This window comes from Stenotrophomonas sp. TWI819 (assembly GCF_039673075.1).
Lineage (GTDB): Bacteria > Pseudomonadota > Gammaproteobacteria > Xanthomonadales > Xanthomonadaceae > Stenotrophomonas > Stenotrophomonas rhizophila_B.
This window is the reverse complement of record NZ_JBDJKY010000013.1, coordinates 69,413-89,360: the sequence shown is the minus strand read 5'-3', so window position 1 is coordinate 89,360 and position 19,948 is coordinate 69,413. Positions and strand designations below refer to the sequence as shown.

19 protein-coding genes are annotated in these 19,948 nt (G+C 67.5%); 9 read left to right on the top strand and 10 right to left on the bottom strand.

Translation table 11 applies throughout. The features are described 5' to 3' along the window. Positions 1–39: 39 nt before the first annotated feature. From ABE463_RS15960 to ABE463_RS15950, 3 genes are all read right to left on the bottom strand, one after another. On the bottom strand, positions 40–429 hold the full coding sequence (locus ABE463_RS15960; RefSeq protein ID WP_259260116.1) for an MAPEG family protein: 390 nt from the start codon (positions 427–429) through the stop codon (positions 40–42). 18 nt (positions 430–447) lie between these two features. Next, positions 448–993: a DUF4019 domain-containing protein gene (locus ABE463_RS15955; RefSeq protein ID WP_346468823.1), complete on the bottom strand. Its 546-nt coding sequence runs from the start codon at positions 991–993 to the stop codon at positions 448–450. A gap of 61 nt (positions 994–1,054) precedes the next feature. Beyond that, positions 1,055–2,197, bottom strand: a complete 1,143-nt coding sequence (locus ABE463_RS15950; protein ID WP_346468838.1) for a hypothetical protein — start codon at positions 2,195–2,197, stop codon at positions 1,055–1,057. Between the two features lie 176 nt (positions 2,198–2,373). Here ABE463_RS15950 and ABE463_RS15945 point away from each other — a divergent pair, with 176 nt between their 5' ends. From ABE463_RS15945 to ABE463_RS15935, 3 genes are all read left to right on the top strand, one after another. Continuing rightward, complete coding sequence (locus tag ABE463_RS15945) at positions 2,374–3,840, top strand: AlkA N-terminal domain-containing protein (RefSeq protein ID WP_346468822.1); 1,467 nt, start codon at positions 2,374–2,376, stop codon at positions 3,838–3,840. Beyond that, the gene (locus ABE463_RS15940; protein ID WP_259260113.1) at positions 3,837–4,328 is read left to right on the top strand and encodes a methylated-DNA--[protein]-cysteine S-methyltransferase; all 492 of its coding nucleotides are present in this window, start codon (positions 3,837–3,839) and stop codon (positions 4,326–4,328) included. Before ABE463_RS15945 ends, ABE463_RS15940 begins: the two co-directional genes overlap by 4 nt. A gap of 74 nt (positions 4,329–4,402) precedes the next feature. Beyond that, on the top strand, positions 4,403–5,665 hold the full coding sequence (locus ABE463_RS15935) for an ectonucleotide pyrophosphatase/phosphodiesterase (RefSeq protein WP_346468821.1): 1,263 nt from the start codon (positions 4,403–4,405) through the stop codon (positions 5,663–5,665). A gap of 81 nt (positions 5,666–5,746) precedes the next feature. On the opposite strand, the gene ABE463_RS15930 is transcribed toward ABE463_RS15935, so the two are convergent. Both ABE463_RS15930 and ABE463_RS15925 read right to left on the bottom strand, forming a co-directional pair. Then, positions 5,747–5,929 carry a 30S ribosomal protein THX gene (locus ABE463_RS15930; protein ID WP_019184443.1) on the bottom strand — a complete coding sequence of 61 codons (183 nt, stop codon included), beginning with the start codon at positions 5,927–5,929 and terminating at the stop codon, positions 5,747–5,749. Between the two features lie 118 nt (positions 5,930–6,047). Next, positions 6,048–6,461, bottom strand: coding sequence for a MerC domain-containing protein (locus ABE463_RS15925; protein ID WP_265309351.1), 414 nt, complete (start codon positions 6,459–6,461; stop codon positions 6,048–6,050). A gap of 157 nt (positions 6,462–6,618) precedes the next feature. Between ABE463_RS15925 and ABE463_RS15920 the strand changes: the two genes are divergently transcribed. The 6 genes from ABE463_RS15920 to ABE463_RS15895 all read left to right on the top strand — a co-directional run bounded on the left by ABE463_RS15920 (position 6,619) and on the right by ABE463_RS15895 (position 14,148). Further along, positions 6,619–8,814: a TonB-dependent receptor gene (locus ABE463_RS15920; protein WP_346468820.1), complete on the top strand. Its 2,196-nt coding sequence runs from the start codon at positions 6,619–6,621 to the stop codon at positions 8,812–8,814. Positions 8,815–8,928: 114 nt separating this feature from the next. Then, the gene (locus tag ABE463_RS15915; RefSeq protein WP_259260110.1) at positions 8,929–9,363 is read left to right on the top strand and encodes a MarR family winged helix-turn-helix transcriptional regulator; all 435 of its coding nucleotides are present in this window, start codon (positions 8,929–8,931) and stop codon (positions 9,361–9,363) included. Next, positions 9,360–10,607 carry an MFS transporter gene (locus tag ABE463_RS15910; RefSeq protein WP_346468819.1) on the top strand — a complete coding sequence of 416 codons (1,248 nt, stop codon included), beginning with the start codon at positions 9,360–9,362 and terminating at the stop codon, positions 10,605–10,607. The genes ABE463_RS15915 and ABE463_RS15910 overlap by 4 nt, the downstream gene beginning before the upstream one ends. Positions 10,608–10,706: 99 nt before the next feature. Beyond that, positions 10,707–11,273 carry a TetR/AcrR family transcriptional regulator gene (locus tag ABE463_RS15905; RefSeq protein ID WP_259260108.1) on the top strand — a complete coding sequence of 189 codons (567 nt, stop codon included), beginning with the start codon at positions 10,707–10,709 and terminating at the stop codon, positions 11,271–11,273. Continuing rightward, entirely contained in the window at positions 11,270–12,955 is a 1,686-nt protein-coding gene (locus tag ABE463_RS15900; protein ID WP_346468818.1) for an MFS transporter, read from the top strand. Before ABE463_RS15905 ends, ABE463_RS15900 begins: the two co-directional genes overlap by 4 nt. An 8-nt stretch (positions 12,956–12,963) precedes the next feature. Further along, positions 12,964–14,148, top strand: a complete 1,185-nt coding sequence (locus ABE463_RS15895) for an HlyD family secretion protein (RefSeq protein WP_346468817.1) — start codon at positions 12,964–12,966, stop codon at positions 14,146–14,148. Between the two features lie 268 nt (positions 14,149–14,416). Here ABE463_RS15895 and ABE463_RS15890 read toward each other — a convergent pair whose 3' ends face one another. The 5 genes from ABE463_RS15890 to creD all read right to left on the bottom strand — a co-directional run bounded on the left by ABE463_RS15890 (position 14,417) and on the right by creD (position 19,889). Then, positions 14,417–14,902, bottom strand: coding sequence for a Fur family transcriptional regulator (locus ABE463_RS15890; protein WP_019184450.1), 486 nt, complete (start codon positions 14,900–14,902; stop codon positions 14,417–14,419). A 16-nt stretch (positions 14,903–14,918) separates the two neighbouring features. Next, positions 14,919–16,322: a glutamate--tRNA ligase gene (gene gltX / locus ABE463_RS15885; RefSeq protein WP_346468816.1), complete on the bottom strand. Its 1,404-nt coding sequence runs from the start codon at positions 16,320–16,322 to the stop codon at positions 14,919–14,921. 119 nt (positions 16,323–16,441) lie between these two features. Further along, positions 16,442–18,028: a M20/M25/M40 family metallo-hydrolase gene (locus ABE463_RS15880; RefSeq protein ID WP_346468837.1), complete on the bottom strand. Its 1,587-nt coding sequence runs from the start codon at positions 18,026–18,028 to the stop codon at positions 16,442–16,444. Between the two features lie 100 nt (positions 18,029–18,128). Then, the gene (locus ABE463_RS15875; RefSeq protein ID WP_346468815.1) at positions 18,129–18,560 is read right to left on the bottom strand and encodes a hypothetical protein; all 432 of its coding nucleotides are present in this window, start codon (positions 18,558–18,560) and stop codon (positions 18,129–18,131) included. A 9-nt stretch (positions 18,561–18,569) separates the two neighbouring features. Continuing rightward, positions 18,570–19,889 carry a cell envelope integrity protein CreD gene (gene creD / locus ABE463_RS15870; RefSeq protein WP_346468814.1) on the bottom strand — a complete coding sequence of 440 codons (1,320 nt, stop codon included), beginning with the start codon at positions 19,887–19,889 and terminating at the stop codon, positions 18,570–18,572. Between the last annotated feature and the right edge of the window lie 59 nt (positions 19,890–19,948).

The following is a 19,948-nucleotide window of genomic DNA, read 5'->3' as shown; positions in this document are numbered from 1 at the left end:
GCACCGTCCTTGATCTGGATCAGGCGCGCCAGCGCAGGTTCACAGCAACGCCCACAGCAGCATGACGATGCCGAGCAGCGAGACCAGCCACACCAGGCTGCGCACGTAAGGCACGCCGGCCGCGTACAGCGGCAGATAGACCAGCCGCGCCCAGAAGTACAGCTGCACGGCCACGGCGGTCATCCCGTCCTGGCGCTGGGTCAGCACCACCGCCAGCACCGCGGCGGCGAAGAAGGGGAAGGTCTCCATGAAGTTGCTCTGCGCCCGCTGCAGGCGCCCGGCAAGTGGACTCGGCGCCGGCATCGGCTGGTCACGTGCGGACGCATTCCAGCCAAGCCCTCGCTCACGGGTGATCAGCGTGGACGGCGCGAACACATGCACGATGCCCAGCAGCATCGACCACACCAGCATCTGGATCTCGATACTCATCTGTGCAGGCTCCGGCAATCAGGGGGTAGCGGCGCGCACGCTGTAACCGGCCAGACGCCAGATGCGGTCTTCATCGAACCGGAAGGAGACCAGTTCACGTACCGGCTGGGCACTGTTGGCAAAGCGCGTGGGGAAGCTGACGTTGATGTACAGGCCTTCCGGGACGGTCGCCCCGGCGGCGTACTTGACCCGGGTCACCACCGGCTGGCCGCGTGAGGCCAACGCACCGAGGCGCTGGCGATCGGCGGTGAGCTGGCTGACGAAGGCCTGCTCGGTCACCGATTTCTTCGCCACTGCCGAGGCGCCTTTCCAGGCCTCACCCGCGCGGTTGGCGTCGATCAAGTGGGCAATCTGCAGCGCTGCGGCGCTGATCTCCGCGTCCTGTTTCTGCACCTGGGCCTGCTGTGCCGGGCTCAGTGCCGGGCGTGCCGAAGGAGCGGCGGCCGGCGCGGCAGCGGGCGCGGGGCGCGCCGGGGCCGGTGCAGGCGTGGTCGGCGGCGGAGGCGTCTGGGCCAGCGCGGCGAAAGGCAGCAGAGCGGACAACAGCAGCAGCGGAACACGCATCAGGACACCGTTGGCTGGGAGGAACTGCCTGCCAGTCTACGGGATGGACGTGAGTCCTCCGTCAGTTGCGCTCGGCCGCCTCGGCCGGTGCCGGGCGCGCATCGCCCAGCGTCTGCTCCACGGCGTCCGGCTGACCCGGCGCTGTCGTATCCGGCAGCAGCGTGGAGACATCGATCTCCGACAGCGGGCTCTCGTCCGGACAGGTTTCATCCGGGAAGCCGAAGCGCTGCTTCAGTGCCTGGCCACAGCTGTTGACGGCCTCCAGTTCACTGCCTTCGCGCTTGCACTCCTGATCGAAAGCGACCAGGAACGCGTCCTTGCGACGGACGAACGCATCGCCACACTTGCGCATCTGCTTGATCCGCTCCAGGTCGTCCTGCACCGCATTGGTGCCATCCAGCCCGAACTGACGCAGCTCCTCGGCGGTGAGCAGGCGCAGGCTGCGGTTGGGCACGGTCATCATCAGGTCGGCCACGCCCACCGCCACGCCGTTGCGCTGCAGGTAATCCTTGACGTTGTCGTACACCTCATGGAGTTCGCGGTTGAGCTCGGCGCGCGAGGTGGCCTTGGAGCTGATCCGCATCATGCGGTGGATGCCGACCTTGCCCGATACCAACCGGTTGTCGCCGGCAGCCAGCACGAACACGCAGGCGCTGTGGCAGACCGAGCCTTCGCGCACCCAGATGGTCCAGTTGGATTCGCCGATGCGATCCCCCGCCACGATGGCGGCTTCGACCTGGCCACCACTGGAATCCAGATCGAGGATGCGCCGGGAAATACGCTGCGCATCGGCGACCACGGCCAGCCGCGCGACCAGCTCTGAGAAACCGGGATTGATCTTGCCCACGTAGCGCACACGCAGCAGGCCACGTTCGGCACAGGGCTGCAGGGCGGCATCGATACTGGCCCTGTCCAATGCCTCCAGCGCCGCACCATCGCCCGCGTCGCCGGCATAGTCGGTATCGCAGCTGATCCACGCCTTGCCGTTTTCCAGGGCCGCTTCGGGCCAGTTCATATCACCGCGCTTGGGCGCGGGCGGCGGCGGTGGCGGCGCATCGGCGGCGTTGATCGAGACCATGTGGTCGCCATCGGCGGTCTGTGCCCGCACGGCCTTGTCGGCGGCAGTGACATTGCCCGGGTTTTCCAGCTGGCTGCAACCGGCCAGACCCAGGCACAACAACGGCAACCACCGCGACTTGAGCAACATGGACAACCCGGAATCCTTGCGAGGGGGAATGCGCGGCGAAACCAGCGCAGATGCACAGTCTAGTGCGCGACCGGCGCGGCGCGGCAACCTGTCCTGAACCGGGCGACCCTGGGCGGGCATTGGCGTCCGAAAATGGCGAGCCAGGCCCGCTCACCGGGCATAGACTGGCCCCCATGGAGACCGCCCTGCCCCTGGACCACGCCGCCTGCGAAAGCGCCCGCCTTGCCCGCGACGCGCGCTTTGACGGGGTGTTCTTCACTGCCGTGCGCAGTACCGGCATCTACTGCCGACCGGTCTGCCCGGCACCGGCGCCGAAGCCGTCCAACGTGACCTACTACCCCACCGCCGCCGCCGCCGCGGCCGCGGGTTTTCGTCCCTGCCTGCGCTGCCGCCCCGAGTTGGCGCCCGAGGCGCAGGACGCACTCAACAATGAAACGCTGCAGCGCGCGCTCGCCCTGATCCACGATGGCTATCTGCAGGACCAGCCGGTGGCCGATCTGGCCACGTACGTCGGCTTGAGCGCCCGCCAGCTGCAGCGCCTGTTCGTGGCCCGGCTCGGTGCGGCGCCGGCGCAGATCCACGCCACCCGCCGGCTGTTGTTGGCCAAGCAACTGCTCACCGAAACCGCATTGCCGGTCACCGCTGTCGCGATGGCCTCGGGCTACAACAGCCTGCGCCGTTTCAACGCGGCCTTTCTGGACGGCTGCGGCATGCCGCCGACCGCGATCCGCCGCCAGCGTGGCGCGCTGACCGAGGGCGCGCTGACCCTGCGCCTGGGCTACCGGCCACCACTGGATTTCACCGCGATGCTCAGCTTCCTGCGTCGCCGCGCGATTCCCGGCATCGAGCAGATCGACACGAGCAGCTACCAGCGCGTGATCGGGCCGCCCGAGCACCCCTCACTGCTGCGCGTGACCGCCGACCCGAGGCGCCCGGAGCTGCTGCTGCACCTGGGCCAGGTCGATCCGCGTGCAATTCCGGGGATCGTGCGCCGGGTGCGCCGCATCTTCGATCTCGATGCCGACCTGCGCATGGTCCATGCGACGCTGGCGCAGGAACCACTGCTGGCGACGGGTATCGCACAACGCCCCGGGCTGCGCGTACCCGGCGGCTGGGATGGCTTTGAAGTGGCCGTGCGCGCCGTGCTCGGCCAACAGGTCAGCGTGGCGGCCGCCGCCACACTGGCGCGCCGGGTGGTGGATCGCTTCGGCGCCACCCTCGAAGGCATGCCGGCAGGACTGGACCGCCAGTTCCCCTCGCCGGAAGTGCTGGCACAGGCACCGCTGGAAACGATCGGCCTGCCGCGCACCCGTGCCGCCACCGTGCGTGCCATCGCGCAGGCGGTGGTCGATGGCCGGCTCGATTTCCGTGCCGGCCAGTCGCTGGCCGGCTTCGTGGAGCGCTGCGTCACCTTGCCCGGGATCGGCCCGTGGACCGCGCATTACATGGCGCTGCGCGCATTGGCCCTGCCCGACGCCTTTCCGGCCGGCGACCTGGTCCTGCAGCAGGTCCTCGGTGGTGGTACGCGACTGAGCGAACGCGCCACCGAGGCCCGCTCGCAGCCGTGGCGACCGTGGCGTGCCTACGCCGTTCTGCATCTGTGGCATCTGGCCACACCGTCTTCGGGAGTTACCTCATGACCCTGCTCTACGACACCTTCGACAGTCCGATCGGCGCGCTCACCGTGGCCGGTGACAGCCAGGGCATCCACCACATCCTGTTCGAGAACAACCGTTACGACGCGAAGGGGCGCGAGCACTGGCAACGCGACGCCCATGCGTTACGCGGTGCACGCGGGCAGCTGCTGGAGTACCTGCGCGGGGACCGGGTGCGCTTCGATCTTCCGCTCGCGCCACACGGCACGCCGTTCCAGCTGCGGGTGTGGAAGGCGCTGGCCGACATTCCGTTCGGCCAGACCTGGAGCTATGTCGAACTGGCGCGGCATATCGACCATCCGACGGCCAGCCGCGCGGTCGGTGCCGCCAATGGCCGCAATCCGTTGCCGATCGTGCTGCCCTGCCACCGCGTGATCGGCAGCAGTGGTGCGCTCACTGGCTTCGGCGGCGGCCTGGAGACCAAGGCCGCCCTGCTGCAGCTGGAAGCACGGCTCGATTCGCTGTTCGCGTAGTACGTCACGCCTCGTGGATGGCGTGTGCCATCGGTTGTCTTCGACGCGTCACCGCCACGCACTATCATGTCGCGATGATTTCCGTCCGCCTTCCGCTGGCGCTTGCCGCCGCTCTCTCGCTGGCCGCCTGCGCCACCGCACCGCCTTCCCCGCCTGTCACGTCTGCTGAGACCGTCGCCCGGAGCGTCCCGGCGCAGCAGCAGAAGCTGCTGCTGATCTCCATCGACGGCCTGCGGGCGGACATGCTCGACCGTGGCATCACCCCGAACATCCGCCGGCTCGTTGACGAGGGGGTGCGCGCGCAATGGATGACGCCCTCCTATCCCTCGCTGACATTTCCCAACCACTACACGATCGTGACCGGCCTGCGCCCGGACCACCACGGCATCATCCATAACAGCATGCACGAGGACGCTCTGGGCAGATTCCAGTTGCATGTGCGCGAATCGGTGGCCGATTCACGCTGGTGGGGTGGTGAACCGATCTGGGTCGGGGCGGAAAAGGCCGGCGTGCGCACGGCCGTGTGGTCGTGGCCGGGCAGTGAAGCGGCAATCCAGGGCATCCGCCCCAGCCAGATGCATGGCTACGATGAGACGGTGTCCCTGCCTGATCGCGTGGACCAGGTACTGGGCTGGCTGGACCAGCACGGCCCGCAGGCGCCGCGACTGGTGACGCTGTACATGGAGCAGGTGGACAAGGCCGGCCACAATCACGGTCCGGAATCGCAGGACTACGCCGCCGCGGTGGCACTGGCCGACGGTGCCGTCGGTCGTCTGCTGGACGGTCTGCAGGCACGTGGCCTGGCCGAGGCCACCAACGTGATCCTGGTGTCCGATCACGGGATGGCCAGCGTGCCGGAAGGCCAGGTGGTGGCGACCGAAGACATGATCGACCCGGCCATTGCCGAGGACATCTCGGTCGGCCAGTCGATCGGGTTCGCCCCGTTGCCGGGCAAGCAGGCGCAGGCCGAGCAGATCCTGCTGGGCGCGCATGCCCAGTACGACTGCTGGACGCGCCAGACCCTGCCGGCACGCTGGAAGTACGGCAGCAACCCGCGCATTCCGCCGATCGTCTGCCAGATGCACGAAGGCTGGGATGCCCTGACCCGCGAGCGCATCGCCAAACGCGGGCCGGGCGATCGCGGGTCGCACGGGTATGACAATGCGCTGCCGTCGATGCGCGCGGTGTTCGTCGCGCGCGGCCCTGCGTTCAACCACGGGCAGACGCTTCCCGCTATCGACAATGTGGATGTGTATCCGTTGTTGAGCCGTCTGCTGGGGATTCCAGCGGCGCCCAACGATGGCGACGCCGAGCGACTTCTGCCTGCGCTGCGCTGAGCGCGCAGCGGTTTCGGCCGGAACGCGGGCAAAAAAAAACGCGGCGCAAGCGCCGCGTTTTTCATGACCCGCCTGGCTGGATCAGCCGGCCTTGGCCACCGCTTTCTTGGCAACGGCCTTCTTGGCCGGCGCCTTCGTCACGGTCTTCTTGGCAACCGGCGCAGCTGCGCCCACGGCCGCCTTGCTCACGACGTGCGAACGCGAATTGCCGTAGCTGGCATTGAAGCGCTTGCCCTTGGCGGTCTTGCGGTCACCCTTACCCATGTCGTAACTCCTTAGTCTGAATGCTGCGAAATCTGATTACCCCGTACTGACACGGGTTCGGCGGGGCCGCCCTCTCAGGCGCCCCCGCGCACGATCGGAAAGCCTACCATGCGCGCTCTCAATGAGCACAGCTGGCGTCATGGACGTGGCCGTGGTTCAGCCGCAGATTCACCAGATGGGCCACGCCCACCAGCACGCCGCCCAGGGTCATCACCACCGCATGCGGCACCGCCGAGTGGTGCAGCGGGCCGTACAGCAGGCCGGCCCACAAGGCGGTCAGGCCTGGAATGAGGAAGCCCAGCGCGCGCAATGCGCCATGGCGGCGCCAGCCCCAGACCAGGCTGAACAGGCCCAGCAGGGTGACGAAGCTCACCAGCGCCAGCTCCACCCCGTCGCCCATCCAGACCGACAGACCCAGCGACGGTGCAGCGGCCAGCAGCACCGGGAGTACAGCGCAGTGCACGGCGCACAGCAATGAGCCGGTGGCACCGAAACGATCGATCAGATGGCGGAGGCGAGGGAACAAGGGCATGACTTCCAGCAGGGTCGGCGAAGCGTTATGGAATAATATAACATCAATCCTGACGCGCACCCTTGCCTCCCCCTGACTTCCCTTCCCCCGTCCCGTTACGGGATTCGCGCGCCCCACCATTGATATATTGTAACAATTGACCGAAGGCCCTTGCCCTATGCGCTCCAGCTCCCTCCTGCTCAAACCCCACGCCCTGTCCCTGGCACTTGCCGCCGCGATGCTGCCCTCGCTGGCGATCGCCGCTGACACCACCGGCACTCACCGCGACGGCCACCTGACCGAACTGTCCACCGTGAAGGTCACCGCCTCGCCGCTGCAGGGCGATGCCGAATCGCTGGCGCGCCCGGTGGATGTGCTGGCCGGTGAACGGCTGGACGAGCAGAAGGCCGGCACCCTCGGCGACACCGTGGCCAAGCTGCCCGGCGTGCAGAGCACCTTCTTCGGCCCCGGCGTCGGCCGCCCGATCATCCGCGGCCAGGAAGGCCCGCGCGTGGCAGTACTGTCCAACGGCATGGGCAACATGGATGCCTCCACGGTCAGCGCCGACCATGCCACCAGCATCGAGCCGTTCCTGGCCGATCAGATCGAGGTCCTGAAGGGCCCGGCCACCCTGCTGTTCGGCAGCGGCGCGATCGGCGGCGCGGTCAACGTGGTCGACGGTCGCATCGCCCGCGAACTGCCGGACCGTCCGCTCAGCGGCCGCGCCGAACTGCGCGGCAATTCGGTCAACGACGAGCGCAGCGGCATGTTCCGCCTGGACGGTGTCAGCGGCAACGTCGTGCTGCACGTGGACGGCCTGGTCCGCAACGGCGATGACTACCGCATTCCCGGCTACGCGGTGATCGATGGCCTGGAAGATCACAGCGGCCACGACCATGAGGAAGGCGACACCGACGAACCGCGCCGCGGCCGTCTGGACAACAGTTCGATCCGCACCCGCGCCGGCGGCGTCGGCGCCACGTGGCTGGGCGAGGAGGGCTACTTCGGCGTGTCCGCCAGCACCTACCGCACCAACTACGGCATTCCCAACGGCGCGCACGTGCATGCCGACGACGACCATGATCATGACCACGATCACGACCATGGCGACGAGGAAGAGGGCGACGAGCATGACGTCCGCATCGACATGGTGCAGAACCGCTTCGAAGCCAAGGGCGGCATCTACCAGCCGACCTCGTTCCTGAAGAACATCAGTCTGCGTACCGCTTACACCGACTACGAGCACACCGAACTGGAAGCCGGCACGCCGGCCACGCGCTTCACCAACCGTGGCATCGAAGGCCGCCTGGAAGCCGTGCAGGAACAGATCGGTGGCTGGGACGGCGCCTTCGGCCTGCAGTTCGGCAACAGCGACTTCGGCGCCAAGGGCGAGGAAGCGTTCGTGCCGGATACCGCGACGAAGAACATCGGCCTGTTCGTGCTGCAGGAAAAGCAGTTCGGCCCGTTCAAGCTGGAGCTCGGCGGCCGCCATGATCAGGTCAAGCTGGACCCGACCGGTGATTACCGTGCCCGCAAGTTCGACGCCACCAATCTCTCCGCCGCCGGCATCTGGACGCTCAACGACGCCGTCGACCTGCGCTTCGGCATCGACAGCTCCGAGCGCGCCCCGACCAACGAAGAGCTCTACGCCGCGGGCGCGCACATTGCCACCCGCTCGCTGGAAATCGGCGATGCGAACCTGAAGACCGAACGCGGCCAGCGCGTCGAACTGGGCATCCACACCCACAGCGACCGCGTCGACTTCTCCGCCTCCATCTACCAGACCAAGTTCAAGGACTTCATCTACCTGGCCGACACCGGCGTGGTCGAATCGCTGCCGGTCCGCCTGTGGACCCAGCAGGACGCCACCTTCAAGGGGGCTGAAGCCGAAGCGCTGTTCCATCTCTTCGAAGGCAGCGCTGGCGATTGGGACCTGCGCGTGTTCGGTGATTACGTCAACGCCGAACTGGATGGCAGCGGCAGCCGCAGCGTCGACATCGCCGTCCCGCACGGTGATCACAACCACAACTACACCGTGGATCTGGCCAACACCGGCTACCTCCCGCGCATCGCCCCGGGCCGGGTCGGCGCGGACCTGCGCTGGTCCAAGGATGGCTGGCGCGCCTCGGTGGGTGCCGTGCGCTACAGCAGCCAGAAGGACGTCGCCCAGAACGAAGACCCCAGCAACGGCTACACCCTGGTCGATGCCCACTTCGCCTACCGCTGGGACCGGACCGACAGCAACAGCTACGAAGTCTTCCTGGACGGCAGCAACCTGACCAACCGCGAGGTCCGCCCGCACACCTCCCTGCTGCGCGACTACTCCCCGCTGCCGGGCCGCGGCGTGGCATTCGGGATCCGCGCGTACTTCTGATCGATTCACTGGGTGGTTGCTTGACCCGAGGGGGCCGCAAGGCCCCCTTTTTTGTGCTTGACGAACTGCGTGCATATGCACGTATCATCCAGCCACCCACCCCGGCACACGCCCATGGACCCGCTGACCCAGAGCCCCTGCACCTGCTTCCGCCTGCGTCGCGCGGCACGCCGGCTCTCGCAGATCTATGACGCCCACCTCGCCCCCGCCGGGCTCAGCCTCAACGCTTACTCCATCCTGCGTCGCGCCCCCGCACCGCGGCAGCTGGGCGATCTGGCCGAGGCGCTTGGCATGGACCGCACCACGCTCACCCGCAACCTCAAACCGCTGCTCACCGCCGGCTGGCTTGAACAACGCCGCGGTGATGACGCCCGGCAACGCCTGATCGTCATCACCGCTGCCGGCAAAGCCTGCCTGCGCCGCGCGCGCCCCCTGTGGCAACGGGCGCAGAACGAAGTGGAAACCACCTTCGGCCCCACCCCGACCGCCCGGCTCAACGCCCTGCTCGACCAACTCGACCACGCCCTGCCCACCGGAGCCGACGCATGAGCACGTCAACCACTGCCACCCCCGCCCCCGCCCCCGCCATGCACTGGGGCCTGCTGGTCGCGGCCTCCGCCATCCTCATGGTCACCATGGGCGTGCGCCAGACCTCCGGCCTCTACGTCGACCCCATCCACCGCGGCACCGGCGTGAGCATCGTCGAGATCAGCTTCGCGCTGGCCATCGGCCAATTCGTCTGGGGCGCGGTGCAACCCGTGTTCGGTGCCGTCGCCGATCAGCGCGGCGCGTTGCCCGTGCTCATCTTCGGTGCCCTGCTGCTGGCCGCCGGGCTGCTGCTCGCACCGCTGCTGACCAGCCCGCTCGGCATGACGTTCACCCTCGGTCTGCTGATGGCCGCCGGTGCCGGTGCCGGCAGTTTCTCCGTGCTGATCGGCGCGACCGCCCACCGCCTGCCGGCCGAAAAGCGCTCGTTCGCGGCCGGCCTCATCAATGCCGGCGGCTCGCTGGGCCAGTTCGTGTTCGCGCCGCTGGTCCAATGGATCATCGGCACCGCCGGCTGGGCCCGCGCCATGATCACGATGGCCGTCATCACCCTGCTCTCGGTGCCCTTGGCTTGGCCGCTGCGACGTCGTGCGGGCGACCACGCGCCCGCCGCCGGCACCACCGATGACGGCGGCCTGCGTGCACAACTGCGCGTTGCCCTGCGCGATCGCAGCTACTGGTACCTGCATCTGGGCTTCTTCACCTGTGGCCTGCACATCGCCTTCCTGGTCACCCACCTCCCCGGCGAAATCGCGCTTTGCGGCCTCTCGCCCACCGTTGCCTCGTCCTCCATCGCCCTGATCGGCCTGTTCAACGTCGCCGGCAGCCTGATCGTCGGCGCCCTCGGCCAACGCTACCGCATGAAGTACCTGCTGTTCTGGATGTACGCCAGCCGGGCCGTGATGATCGGCGTCTACCTCGTTGCGCCGCCCACCCCGCTCACCTTCTACGTGTTCTCCGCCGCGCTCGGCTTCACCTGGCTGGCGACCGTTCCGCCCACCGCCGGCCTGGTCGGCAAGCTGTTCGGCCCCCGCTACCTCGGCACCCTGTTCGGCCTGACCCTGCTGTCGCACCAGCTGGGCGGTTTCTTCGGTGCCTGGCTCGGCGGCCTGGCGCTGGCCCACACCGGGAACTACCTGTGGATGTGGTACGCCGACATGGGCCTGGCCGTCCTTGCGGCGTTGATCAACCTGCCGATCCGCGAAGCCCGGATGGGCGGCTGTCACGGCGTGCCCGCCCCGCGCTGAGCTCACCTGCCGTCCACATTGCCAAGCGCGCGCCAACCAAGGCGCGCGGTAAGCGACATATCCCCTTCCGCCCCGGACAATTTTGTCCGATGATGGCGCATGCCTACCCAACGTGCCGACGCGGCCGCCCGCCGCGCCCAGATTCTCGACGCTGCCGATGCGGTCTTCGGCCAGCACGGTGTTACCGCCCCGCTGGACCTGGTGGTCGAGCGCGCACAGGTGGGCCGCGCCACGCTGTACCGCAACTTCCCCGACCGCACCGCACTGGTCGAGGCGCTGCTCCAGCGCACCGTCAACCGCATCGCGCGGCAGGTGCAGACCCTGGGTGACCGCGACGACGCACTGTTCGAAGTCCTCGAAGGCATGGCCAACCGCATCGTCCAATCGCCGGCGCTGTCGGACTACTGGCGCGCGGTCGATCCGGATCAGATCCCGATCCGCGCCGCCCGCGAAACGATCTTCGAACTGCTGCGCGAACCGATCGCCCGCGCGATATCCGCCGGCCTGTGCCGCCCCGATCTGGAAACGACGGACATTTCACTCATCTCGGGCATGCTGGGAGCCGCGCTGCGTGGCAAGACGCGTGACGAACGCGCCCGGTTGGCCACGCGCGCCCTGCAATTGCTGCGTGGCGGATTGCGGGGGCCTGCCGACGGGGAGGGATGATGCCGCAGTACCTCAAGCCGGTTCCGGATTGGGAGGAGCACGAAAAACCGACCCTGCCGGGCTCGGCGTCGATGCCGTGGCATCCGCCGCACCGCCGCCTGGCCTATGCGCTGGTCGCCCTGCTGGTCGGCATCACCGGTGGCCTGGGCAATGCGCTGGTCAGCGCCAACCTGCCGTTCCTGCAGGGCCAGCTCGGGCTCACCCCGGCGCAGGGCAGCTGGCTGGTGGCCGCCTATGCCATGGTCAACGTCACCGCCAACCTGCTCGCCTTCAAGTTCCGCCAGCAATACGGCATCCGCCTGTTCGCCGAGATCGGGCTGGGCCTGTATGCCGCGCTGGCGGTGCTGCACCTGTTCGTCGGCACCTTTGAAACGACCGTGCTGATGCGCGCGGCCAGCGGCTTCGCCGGCGCAGCCTGCACCACCCTGGGCACGCTGTACATGCTGCAGTCGCTGCCGCGCAAATACACCGGCAACCTGCTGGTGATCGGCGTGGGCATCTCACAGCTTGCGGTGCCGATCGCGTGGCTGGTCTCGCCCGGGCTGGTGGATACCGGGCAGTGGCACAACCTGTACCTGTTCGAAGCCGGGCTGGCGCTGTGTGCGTTCGCTGCGGTGGTGGTACTCAAGCTGCCGCCGGGTGCGCAGATCAAGGCGTTCGAACCGATGGATTTCCTCACCTTCGCGCTGCTCGCCCCAGCCGTCGGCCTGCTGGTCGTCGTCCTCGCGCAGGGCTACACCCGCTGGTGGCTGGATACGCCGTGGCTGGGCTGGGCACTCGTCGCTTCGATCGCGCTGTCCACCACCGCCTTCATCATCGAGCACTACCGCCGCAACCCGTTGCTGCAGACGCGCTGGCTGGCCAGCCTGCCGGTCATCCACTTCATCATCGGTGCGTTCCTGATCCGCTTCCTGACCACCGAGCAGTCCTATGGCGTGGTCGGCCTGATGCGCACACTGGGGATGGGGCCGGACCAGATGCGGCCGTTGTTCGCAGTGATCCTGGCCGGCGTGATCACCGGCATCGCGGCCAGCTCGCTGACCTTCGGGCCGAAGCGGCTGATTCCGCAGTTGTTGATGGCCATCCTGCTGCTGGGCAGCGCGGCCCTGCTCGACCAGAGCCGTACCAGCCTGGATCGCCCGCACGACTTCTTCGCCAGCCAGTTCCTGGCCTCGGTCGGCGCCGGCATGTTCATGGGGCCGCTGATCATGCTCGGGATCACCCAGGCGTTGAAGCAGGGCGTGGACCACATGATCACCTTCCTGGTCACGCTCTCCATCACCCAGACCTTGGGTGGTCTCGCTGGCTCGGCCGTGCTGGGCACCTATCAACTCCACCGCGAGCAGGTGTACTCCGGCGCGCTGGTGAGCCAGCTGGATCCGGCCGACAGTGTCGTCGCCCAACGCCTTAAACAGCAACAGCAGCTGTACGCCAGGCTGATCACCGATCCGGTCCAGCGCAGCGCCCAGGGCACCGCGCAGCTGGCACAGATCACCCGCCGCGAAGCCAACGTGCGAGCGTTCAACGATGTATTCGCGCTCAGCGGCCGCGTCGCGCTGATCTTCCTTGGCTGGTTGCTGCTGCTGGCGGTCCGCACTGCCGTGCTCAAGCAATGGCGCAAACGCCACGCACCGACACCTCCCCTTTCCGCGCCGACGCCTGACGGCGTCGCACCCCGATGAGCCCGCCCATGTCGACCCAACCCCCGCACGACGACGCCGCCCCGGAAAACGTCAACCCACCGCCGCCGACCGATGCCGCGCCCGCCCCTGCGCCGCCACCGGCCGCTGCACCGTCTGGCGCGCCCAAGTACCTCAAGCCGAGCCTGCGTGCCGTGATCATCATGATCGCGATCGCCCTGATCGGCATCGCGCTGATCCTGCGCGCGTGGTCACTGTGGCCGTTCGAGACGTCCCGGGTGACCACCGACAACGCCTACGTGCGCGGCCAGATCACCGTGCTCGCCCCGCAGGTCAACGGCTATGTCACCGAGGTGCTGGTCAAGGACTTCCAGCACGTCAAACAAGGCGATCCCCTGCTGCGCATCGACGACCGCATCTATCGCGAGAAAGTCGTCCAGGCCGAAGCCGACCTGGACAGCGCCAAGGCCGCACTGGCCAACTCCGACCAATCCCAGGCGCAGAACCGCGCGCAGATACAGGCCGCCCAGGCCAACCTGTCTGCCGGCCAGGCCGAGCTCTCGCGCTCGCGTACCGAACTCAAGCGCTACGAAGAACTCGCCGACCAGCAACTGGTCGCCCTCAACGACCGCGACAAGTTCCGCACCACCACGCAATCGGCGCAGGCCAGCGTGCTGCAGTCGCAGGCCCAGATCCGCATCGCCGAAGAAACCCTGACCTCCACCCAGGTCGCCCGCAAAGGCCTGGAAGCCCGCGTCGAGACCGCCCAGGCGCAGCTGGAACTGGCGAAGATCGACCTCGCCAACACGGTGATCCAGGCGCCGCGCGACGGTCAGGTCAGCGAAGCCTCGGTGCGCCTGGGCCAATACGTCACCGCCGGTTCGCAGCTGCTGTTCCTGGTGCCCGATGCCCTGTGGGTGGTCGCCAACTTCAAGGAGGGCCAGACCTGGAAGATGCGCATCGGGCAACCGGCCACCTTCTCCGTGGATGCCTTCGATGGCCAGAAGCTGCACGGCCACATCGAACAGATCGCCCCGGCGACCGGCTCGGAGTTCAGTGTCCTGCGTCCGGACAACGCCAGTGGCAACTTCACCAAGGTCGTCCAGCGCCTGCCGATCCGCATTTCCATCGATCCCGATCAGCCGCTGGCACCGCGTCTGCGCCCCGGCATGTCGGTGATCGTCAAGGTGAATACCGCTGCGGAAGGGCGCGAATCGGCCGAGGCGAAGCCGTAACGCGCCCGCGCGCAGAACGCCAACGCCTTTCCCCACCCCAGTCCGAAACCGTCGGGAAGCGAGTTGGGCAGCCTGGAACGGGACCGTTGGAGCGGCATGGATGCCGCTCACGAGCCCCCAAGGATGGGTTTACGGCGCGTCCCGCTCCAAGTTGCCCGGCTCGCTTCCGCAGCGGGAAACAGAGTGGCTGCTTTCGCAGCAGAAACGAAAAAGCCGCGCAGATGCGGGGCTTTTCAACATCAACAGCGTACCGACCAACGGTCGGTACCTACCCCGCACAGCGCGCGCACAGGCCATGCACTTCCAGAGTCTGCGCCTGCGGCTGGAACCCCAGCTCCTTCGCCCGCTTCTCCAGCTGGCTGACAATCTCCTTGTCCTCCAGCTCCACCGCGCTGTGGCAGCTGTTGCAGATCAGGAACGGCACCGAATGCTGCGCACTGCTCGGATGGTGGCACGCCACGAAGGCGTTCACCGACTCCAGCTTGTGCACGAAGCCGTTGGCCATCAGGAAATCCAGCGCGCGGTAGACGGTCGGCGGGGCGTCGGCACCGACGCCCTTGCCATTGCGCACCCACTCCAGCAACTCATACGCCTTGACCGGCTTGCCGGCCTCGGCGATCAGGCGCAGCACGTTCGCGCGGATCGGCGTCAGCCGCAGCCCGCGTTCCGAGCACACGCGTTCGACCACCTTCACGAAGTCGGAGGCGTCGTGAACGTGATGGTGCGGAGCGGTACAAGCGGTCTTTGCGGACATGCGCGGTCTCCTGTGGTCAGGCCGTCGGTACTTTAGTGAGTGCGACCTCGATGCGTTTCAAGGCCTCTTCACGCCCGGCCAGGAAGACCGTCTGCGAGATGTCCGGGCTGACCTGGGTGCCGGTGATGGCCACGCGCAGCGGCTGCGCCACCTTGCCCATGCCGATCTCCAGCGCCGTGGCCACGTCATGCAGTGCCGCCGAGACGCTCTCCACCGTCCATTCCCCGGCCGCGCCCAACAGCTCGCGGGCCTTGCCCAGCGCCAGTTCCGCGCCCGGCTTGAAGTGCTTGGCCACCGCAGCTTCGTCGTATTCGGTCAACGGCTGGTACCAGACCACCGCCTTCTCGGCCATTTCCTTCAGCGTCTGCACCCGGTCGCGCAGCGCCACCACCACGTCCGCCGGCGCCGGACCAGCGTTCAGATCCAGGCCCAGCTTGTTCAGCTGGTAGACCAGGTGCGGCGCGATGTCGGCCGGCTGTTCGGTCTTCAGGAAGTGCTGGTTGACCCAACCCAGCTTGGCCATGTCCAGGCGCGCGGCCTTGGAATTGCAGTTGGTCACATCGAACAGATCGATCAGCTCCTGGCGGCTGAACAGCTCCTGGTCGCCATGCGACCAGCCCAGGCGGGCCAGGTAGCTCAGCAGCGCGTCGGGCAGGTAGCCGGCGTCCTTGTACTGCATCACATCGGCGGCACCGGTGCGCTTGGACAGCTTGGCGCCCTGCTCGTCCAGGATCATCGGCATGTGGCCGAACTTCGGCACCGGCGCACCGATGCCCTCGTACAGATTGATCTGGCGCGGGGTGTTGTTGATGTGGTCGTCGCCGCGGATGACCTCGCTGATGCGCATGTCCCAATCGTCCACCACCACCGCGAAGTTGTAGGTGGGGAAACCATCCGGGCGGAAGATCACCATGTCATCGAGTTCGCTGTTGGCAATCTCGATACGGCCCTTGATCAGGTCGTCGAACACGACCGTGCCCTCGAGCGGATTCTTGAAACGGATCACGCGGTTCGGGTCGTCCTTGTACGGCAGGCCCAGGTCACGCGCGGCGCCGTTGTAACGCGGCTTTTCCTGCTTGGCCATGGCCGCCTCGCGCATCGCGTCGAGCTCTTCCCTGGTTTCGTAGGCGTAGTAGGCCTTGCCATCGGCGACCAGCTGCTCGGCCACGTCCAGATAGCGGGCCACGCGCTGGGTCTGGTAGATCGGGCCTTCGTCATAGCCCAGGCCCAGCCACTCCATCGCCTCCAGGATCGCGTCGATCGCGCCCTGGGTGCTGCGCTCGCGGTCCGTATCTTCGATGCGCAGCACGAATTCGCCGCCACGGTGACGGGCCTCCAGCCAGCAGTACAGCGCCGTGCGGGCGCCACCAATGTGCAGGTAGCCGGTGGGACTGGGGGCAAAACGGGTGCGGCAGGTCATGGAGGGCTCAGGGCGGGAAACGGAATCCCGGCAATTTTACCCCGCCCCGGCCGCAAACCGGGCACTCCCTGCGCGGCATGGCGTGGGCGGCCCTTTCCCGGCGGCCCACGCGGCAGCCCTCAGGGCGTCAGCAACGGCTTGCGCGGCAGCTTTTCATCGCGCATCGCCGCGTTGTAGACGAACGAGGCCACGATCGCGGCGGCCTGCTTCAGGTCCTCCGGCTCGGCGTGGTCCCAGGTGTCCAGGTTGCTGTGGTGGACGTTGGTGAAGTAGTCCAGCCGATCCTGGATGAACTGGAACCCGGGCAGGCCGACGCGATCGAACGCGATATGGTCGGTGCTGCCGGTGTTGCGGGTCGCCACGGTGGTGGCGCCCACGTCATGGAACGGGGCCAGCCACGCTTCGAAGATCGGCACCGCGGCCAGGTTCTCCTGCGCGTAGATGCCGCGGAAACGGCCCGAGCCGTTGTCCATGTTGAAGTACGCCGAGAACTTGTCGTAATCGCGCTGGCGCTGCAGGGCGCCGGTGGGTTCACGCATCGAGGCCGGCAACGTGAGCTGGGCCGGGTCGGTCGGCTCGGGGTAGCGCGCGAAATGCTTGGACACGTAGTCCTGCGAGCCGATCAGCCCCTGCTCCTCGCCACTCCACAGCGCCACGCGGATGGTGCGCTTGGGCTTGGCACCCACCGCCTTGAGGATGCGCATGGCCTCCATCATCACCGCCACGCCGGCCGCGTTGTCGGCCGCACCGGTGCCGGTGTGCCAGGAATCCATGTGCGCGCCGAGCATCACGATCTCATCGGCCTTGCCACTGCCGCGGATCTCGGCCAGCGTGTTGTAGCCGGGCTGGTCCTGCGTATCGGTGAAACGGGCCTGGACATTCACGCGCAGCTTGACCGCCTGCTTCTGGTCGACCGCCCGCACCAGCTGGTTGTAGTGCTCGGCCATCATCGCCAGCTCGGGCACGCCGACCGGTTCACCGGCCTTGCGCGAGCCACCGCCACCGACACGGATGATGCCGTTGTCCCAGCCGCTGATGCTGATCGTCGCCAGCACGCCCTGCTCGGCGAAGAAGGCATTGGTGGCGCGGGTCAGTTCCTGCTTCTCCAGGTAGTCCTTGGCCTTCTTGGCACGGTCGGCCTTGGCATCGGCAACGTCCTTGGGCACTGCGAACACCTGCAGCTCGGCCAGGCCGGCGTCATCGTGGCGGTGCGAATCGGACTTGGTGGCCCGTTCGTAATCGCGTGCATCGTTGAGCAGCAGGATCCTGCCAGCGATCTTGCCCTTGTACTGATCCAGATCGGCGAGCTTCTTGATCTCGACCTTGATCACCTCACCCTCGACCGGGCCGTTGGTGCCCGGGGTCCAGGCCTTCGGCAGCGCATACAGCGGCGCCACGCGCGGGCTGAGCAGTTCCACGCTGGCGTTGCTGAACTCCCAGCCGCGACCGAACGCATCGAAGGCCTCGTCATGCACGTTGACCAGGCCCCACTCGTTGAACTTGCTGCGGGTCCAGGTGTTGGCCTCGCCCATCGCGGGCGAATTGGTCAGGCGCGGGCCGATCTGCTCGGTCAGATGGCTGAAGGTCGCCATCACCTGCGACCGGTGGAAGGCTTCCTGGCGGATCCGGCTGACCATGTCCAGGTCCACCGTTTCCTTCGTCTGTGCATCGGCGACGCCGCTCAATACCAATGCCACGCTCAACATGCCCCACTTGAACACGATTACCCCCGCCCTTCGGACAGACCACGAACAATCCCCGAGTCTATCGAGGGTGGCCCGCGCGCCCCCGGGCCAAGAGTCATGGTCATTCCATCCAGCCGTACCAGAGCTGGCCACGGGAAGGCAGTACCAGCAGCCAACGGCTGCGGTCCTCCGAGGCGCTGGCGTAGACCGGAGCATGCACGGGCCAGTCCAGCGGCAACCCGCGGATGCCGATCTCGCGCAGGGCCTGGGCGCCTTCGCGCCACGGCCGATACGCGCCACACCATCGCGGCAGTGGCAGGCGCCCCCGCGCCTGCCGTGCCTGTTCCAGAAAGCGCAGGCCATGCGCCGTGATCGCGTCACACGTGCCCGGCGCCAAGCCGAAGCGAACCAGCCCCGGAACGGCCTGCACGCCCGGTAGCGCGCTCAACGGTGAAGGCCATCCCGACACCTCGCCCTCCAGCAGCGAGTCCACCTCCAGCCGGGCGGGCAACGCCCGGCGCACACGTTCATGAAGACAACGACGCCAGCTCATGGTCGCTCCTTACTTCAGGCTTGCGCCAAGTTCGTACCAGTCCACCCGACGGGTCACCCACATCACCGCGGCCAGCACGCCGAACAGCAGCAGCGAGCCCATCAACAGCGCGTTGTTCTCCGAGATCAGCAGCCCATACAGCGCGCCGTACAGGGCGCTGAGCATCACCGCAAAGCCTAGGCCGCGTTTCCAGCTCTTCAATACGCCGGACAGGTACACGGTCTGGACGCCGATGCACGCCAGTGCCGAGAGCGCATAGGCCTGCCAGAACGCGATGTGCTCGGAGAGGCTGAGCAGCAGCAGGAAGAAGATCGCCAGCGCCAGGCCGACCATCAGGTACTGCAGCGGGTGGATCCGCAGCTGCTTGATCAGCTCGAACAGGATGAAGCCGACGAAGGTGAGCAGGATGAAGAGGATGCCGTACTTGCTGGCGCGGTCGGCCTGGGTATAGACATCGACCGGATTGACCAGCTCCACGCTCACCGCTTCGGCGTCGATGTCCGGGCGGTTGCGCAGCTGGTGCTGGGCACGCGAGGCCAGCGAGGACACCGCCCACTGGGCCTCGAAGCCCTGCGCGTCCACCTTGCGCTCGTTGGGCAGGAAGCTGCCACCGAACAGCGGGTGCGGCCACGGCGAGCGCAGCGCGATGCGGCTGTCATCGCCCACCGGCACCACCGACAGCGACCGGGTGCCATCCAGCACCAGCTCCAGCTCGACCTTGCTGCCCTTGAGCACGCCACCCCGTTCATCCGCCAGACCCGGCAAGCCGACATGCAGGCCCGTGCCGATGCCACTGACGCCGCCGGCATCGGGCAACAGTGTCACGGCGTTGCCATCCACGCGCAGGTTCGGCGAACCGACCAGGCCACGCACATCGGCGATGCCCACCGTCAGGAAGGGCGTGCCATACACGCGGCCTGCTTTCACCGGGTAGTCGTCATCAGCGAACGCGGCGCTGATCGTGGCCTTCCAGCTATAGACCGGCACGCGGAACAGGCCGACGCGGCGCTCGTCCGGCTGCATCACACCGTCCACCGTGAGCGTGGCGGGCATCTGCAGCCACTGGCCCTGCTCGACCTGCTTTTCCTTCTTCTTGGTGCCGGCCGCATCCACCACCTCGACCTCCCGGGTCTCGGTCCACGGCACCACGCGGATCGGGCCGGTCAGGATCTGCGCGCCGGCGCGGCTCTGCGCGACGCGCTGGTAAGCCTCGTCGCGGTAGGCCTCACGCTCGCGGATCACGCCCTTGATCAGGCTCAGCGGAATCAGCAGCAACAGGATCAGCCCGCCGACAATGGCGAACCGCAACAGCATCTTCAGGGATTTCATGGCCCGTCCTCGGTTGGGAGGGGGCCAGCTTCCCGCGCGCCGGTGTGCGGGGTTTGTGC

Coding starts and splice junctions, on each gene's coding strand:
- ABE463_RS15960 (WP_259260116.1), bottom strand. CDS start 429: ATGAGTATCGAGATCCAGATGCTGGTGTGGTCGATGCTGCTGGGCATC.
- ABE463_RS15955 (WP_346468823.1), bottom strand. CDS start 993: ATGCGTGTTCCGCTGCTGCTGTTGTCCGCTCTGCTGCCTTTCGCCGCG.
- ABE463_RS15945 (WP_346468822.1), top strand. CDS start 2,374: ATGGAGACCGCCCTGCCCCTGGACCACGCCGCCTGCGAAAGCGCCCGC.
- ABE463_RS15940 (WP_259260113.1), top strand. CDS start 3,837: ATGACCCTGCTCTACGACACCTTCGACAGTCCGATCGGCGCGCTCACC.
- ABE463_RS15935 (WP_346468821.1), top strand. CDS start 4,403: ATGATTTCCGTCCGCCTTCCGCTGGCGCTTGCCGCCGCTCTCTCGCTG.
- ABE463_RS15930 (WP_019184443.1), bottom strand. CDS start 5,929: ATGGGTAAGGGTGACCGCAAGACCGCCAAGGGCAAGCGCTTCAATGCC.
- ABE463_RS15925 (WP_265309351.1), bottom strand. CDS start 6,461: ATGCCCTTGTTCCCTCGCCTCCGCCATCTGATCGATCGTTTCGGTGCC.
- ABE463_RS15920 (WP_346468820.1), top strand. CDS start 6,619: ATGCGCTCCAGCTCCCTCCTGCTCAAACCCCACGCCCTGTCCCTGGCA.
- ABE463_RS15915 (WP_259260110.1), top strand. CDS start 8,929: ATGGACCCGCTGACCCAGAGCCCCTGCACCTGCTTCCGCCTGCGTCGC.
- ABE463_RS15910 (WP_346468819.1), top strand. CDS start 9,360: ATGAGCACGTCAACCACTGCCACCCCCGCCCCCGCCCCCGCCATGCAC.
- ABE463_RS15905 (WP_259260108.1), top strand. CDS start 10,707: ATGCCTACCCAACGTGCCGACGCGGCCGCCCGCCGCGCCCAGATTCTC.
- ABE463_RS15900 (WP_346468818.1), top strand. CDS start 11,270: ATGATGCCGCAGTACCTCAAGCCGGTTCCGGATTGGGAGGAGCACGAA.
- ABE463_RS15895 (WP_346468817.1), top strand. CDS start 12,964: ATGTCGACCCAACCCCCGCACGACGACGCCGCCCCGGAAAACGTCAAC.
- ABE463_RS15890 (WP_019184450.1), bottom strand. CDS start 14,902: ATGTCCGCAAAGACCGCTTGTACCGCTCCGCACCATCACGTTCACGAC.
- gltX (WP_346468816.1), bottom strand. CDS start 16,322: ATGACCTGCCGCACCCGTTTTGCCCCCAGTCCCACCGGCTACCTGCAC.
- ABE463_RS15880 (WP_346468837.1), bottom strand. CDS start 18,028: ATGTTGAGCGTGGCATTGGTATTGAGCGGCGTCGCCGATGCACAGACG.
- ABE463_RS15875 (WP_346468815.1), bottom strand. CDS start 18,560: ATGAGCTGGCGTCGTTGTCTTCATGAACGTGTGCGCCGGGCGTTGCCC.
- creD (WP_346468814.1), bottom strand. CDS start 19,889: ATGAAATCCCTGAAGATGCTGTTGCGGTTCGCCATTGTCGGCGGGCTG.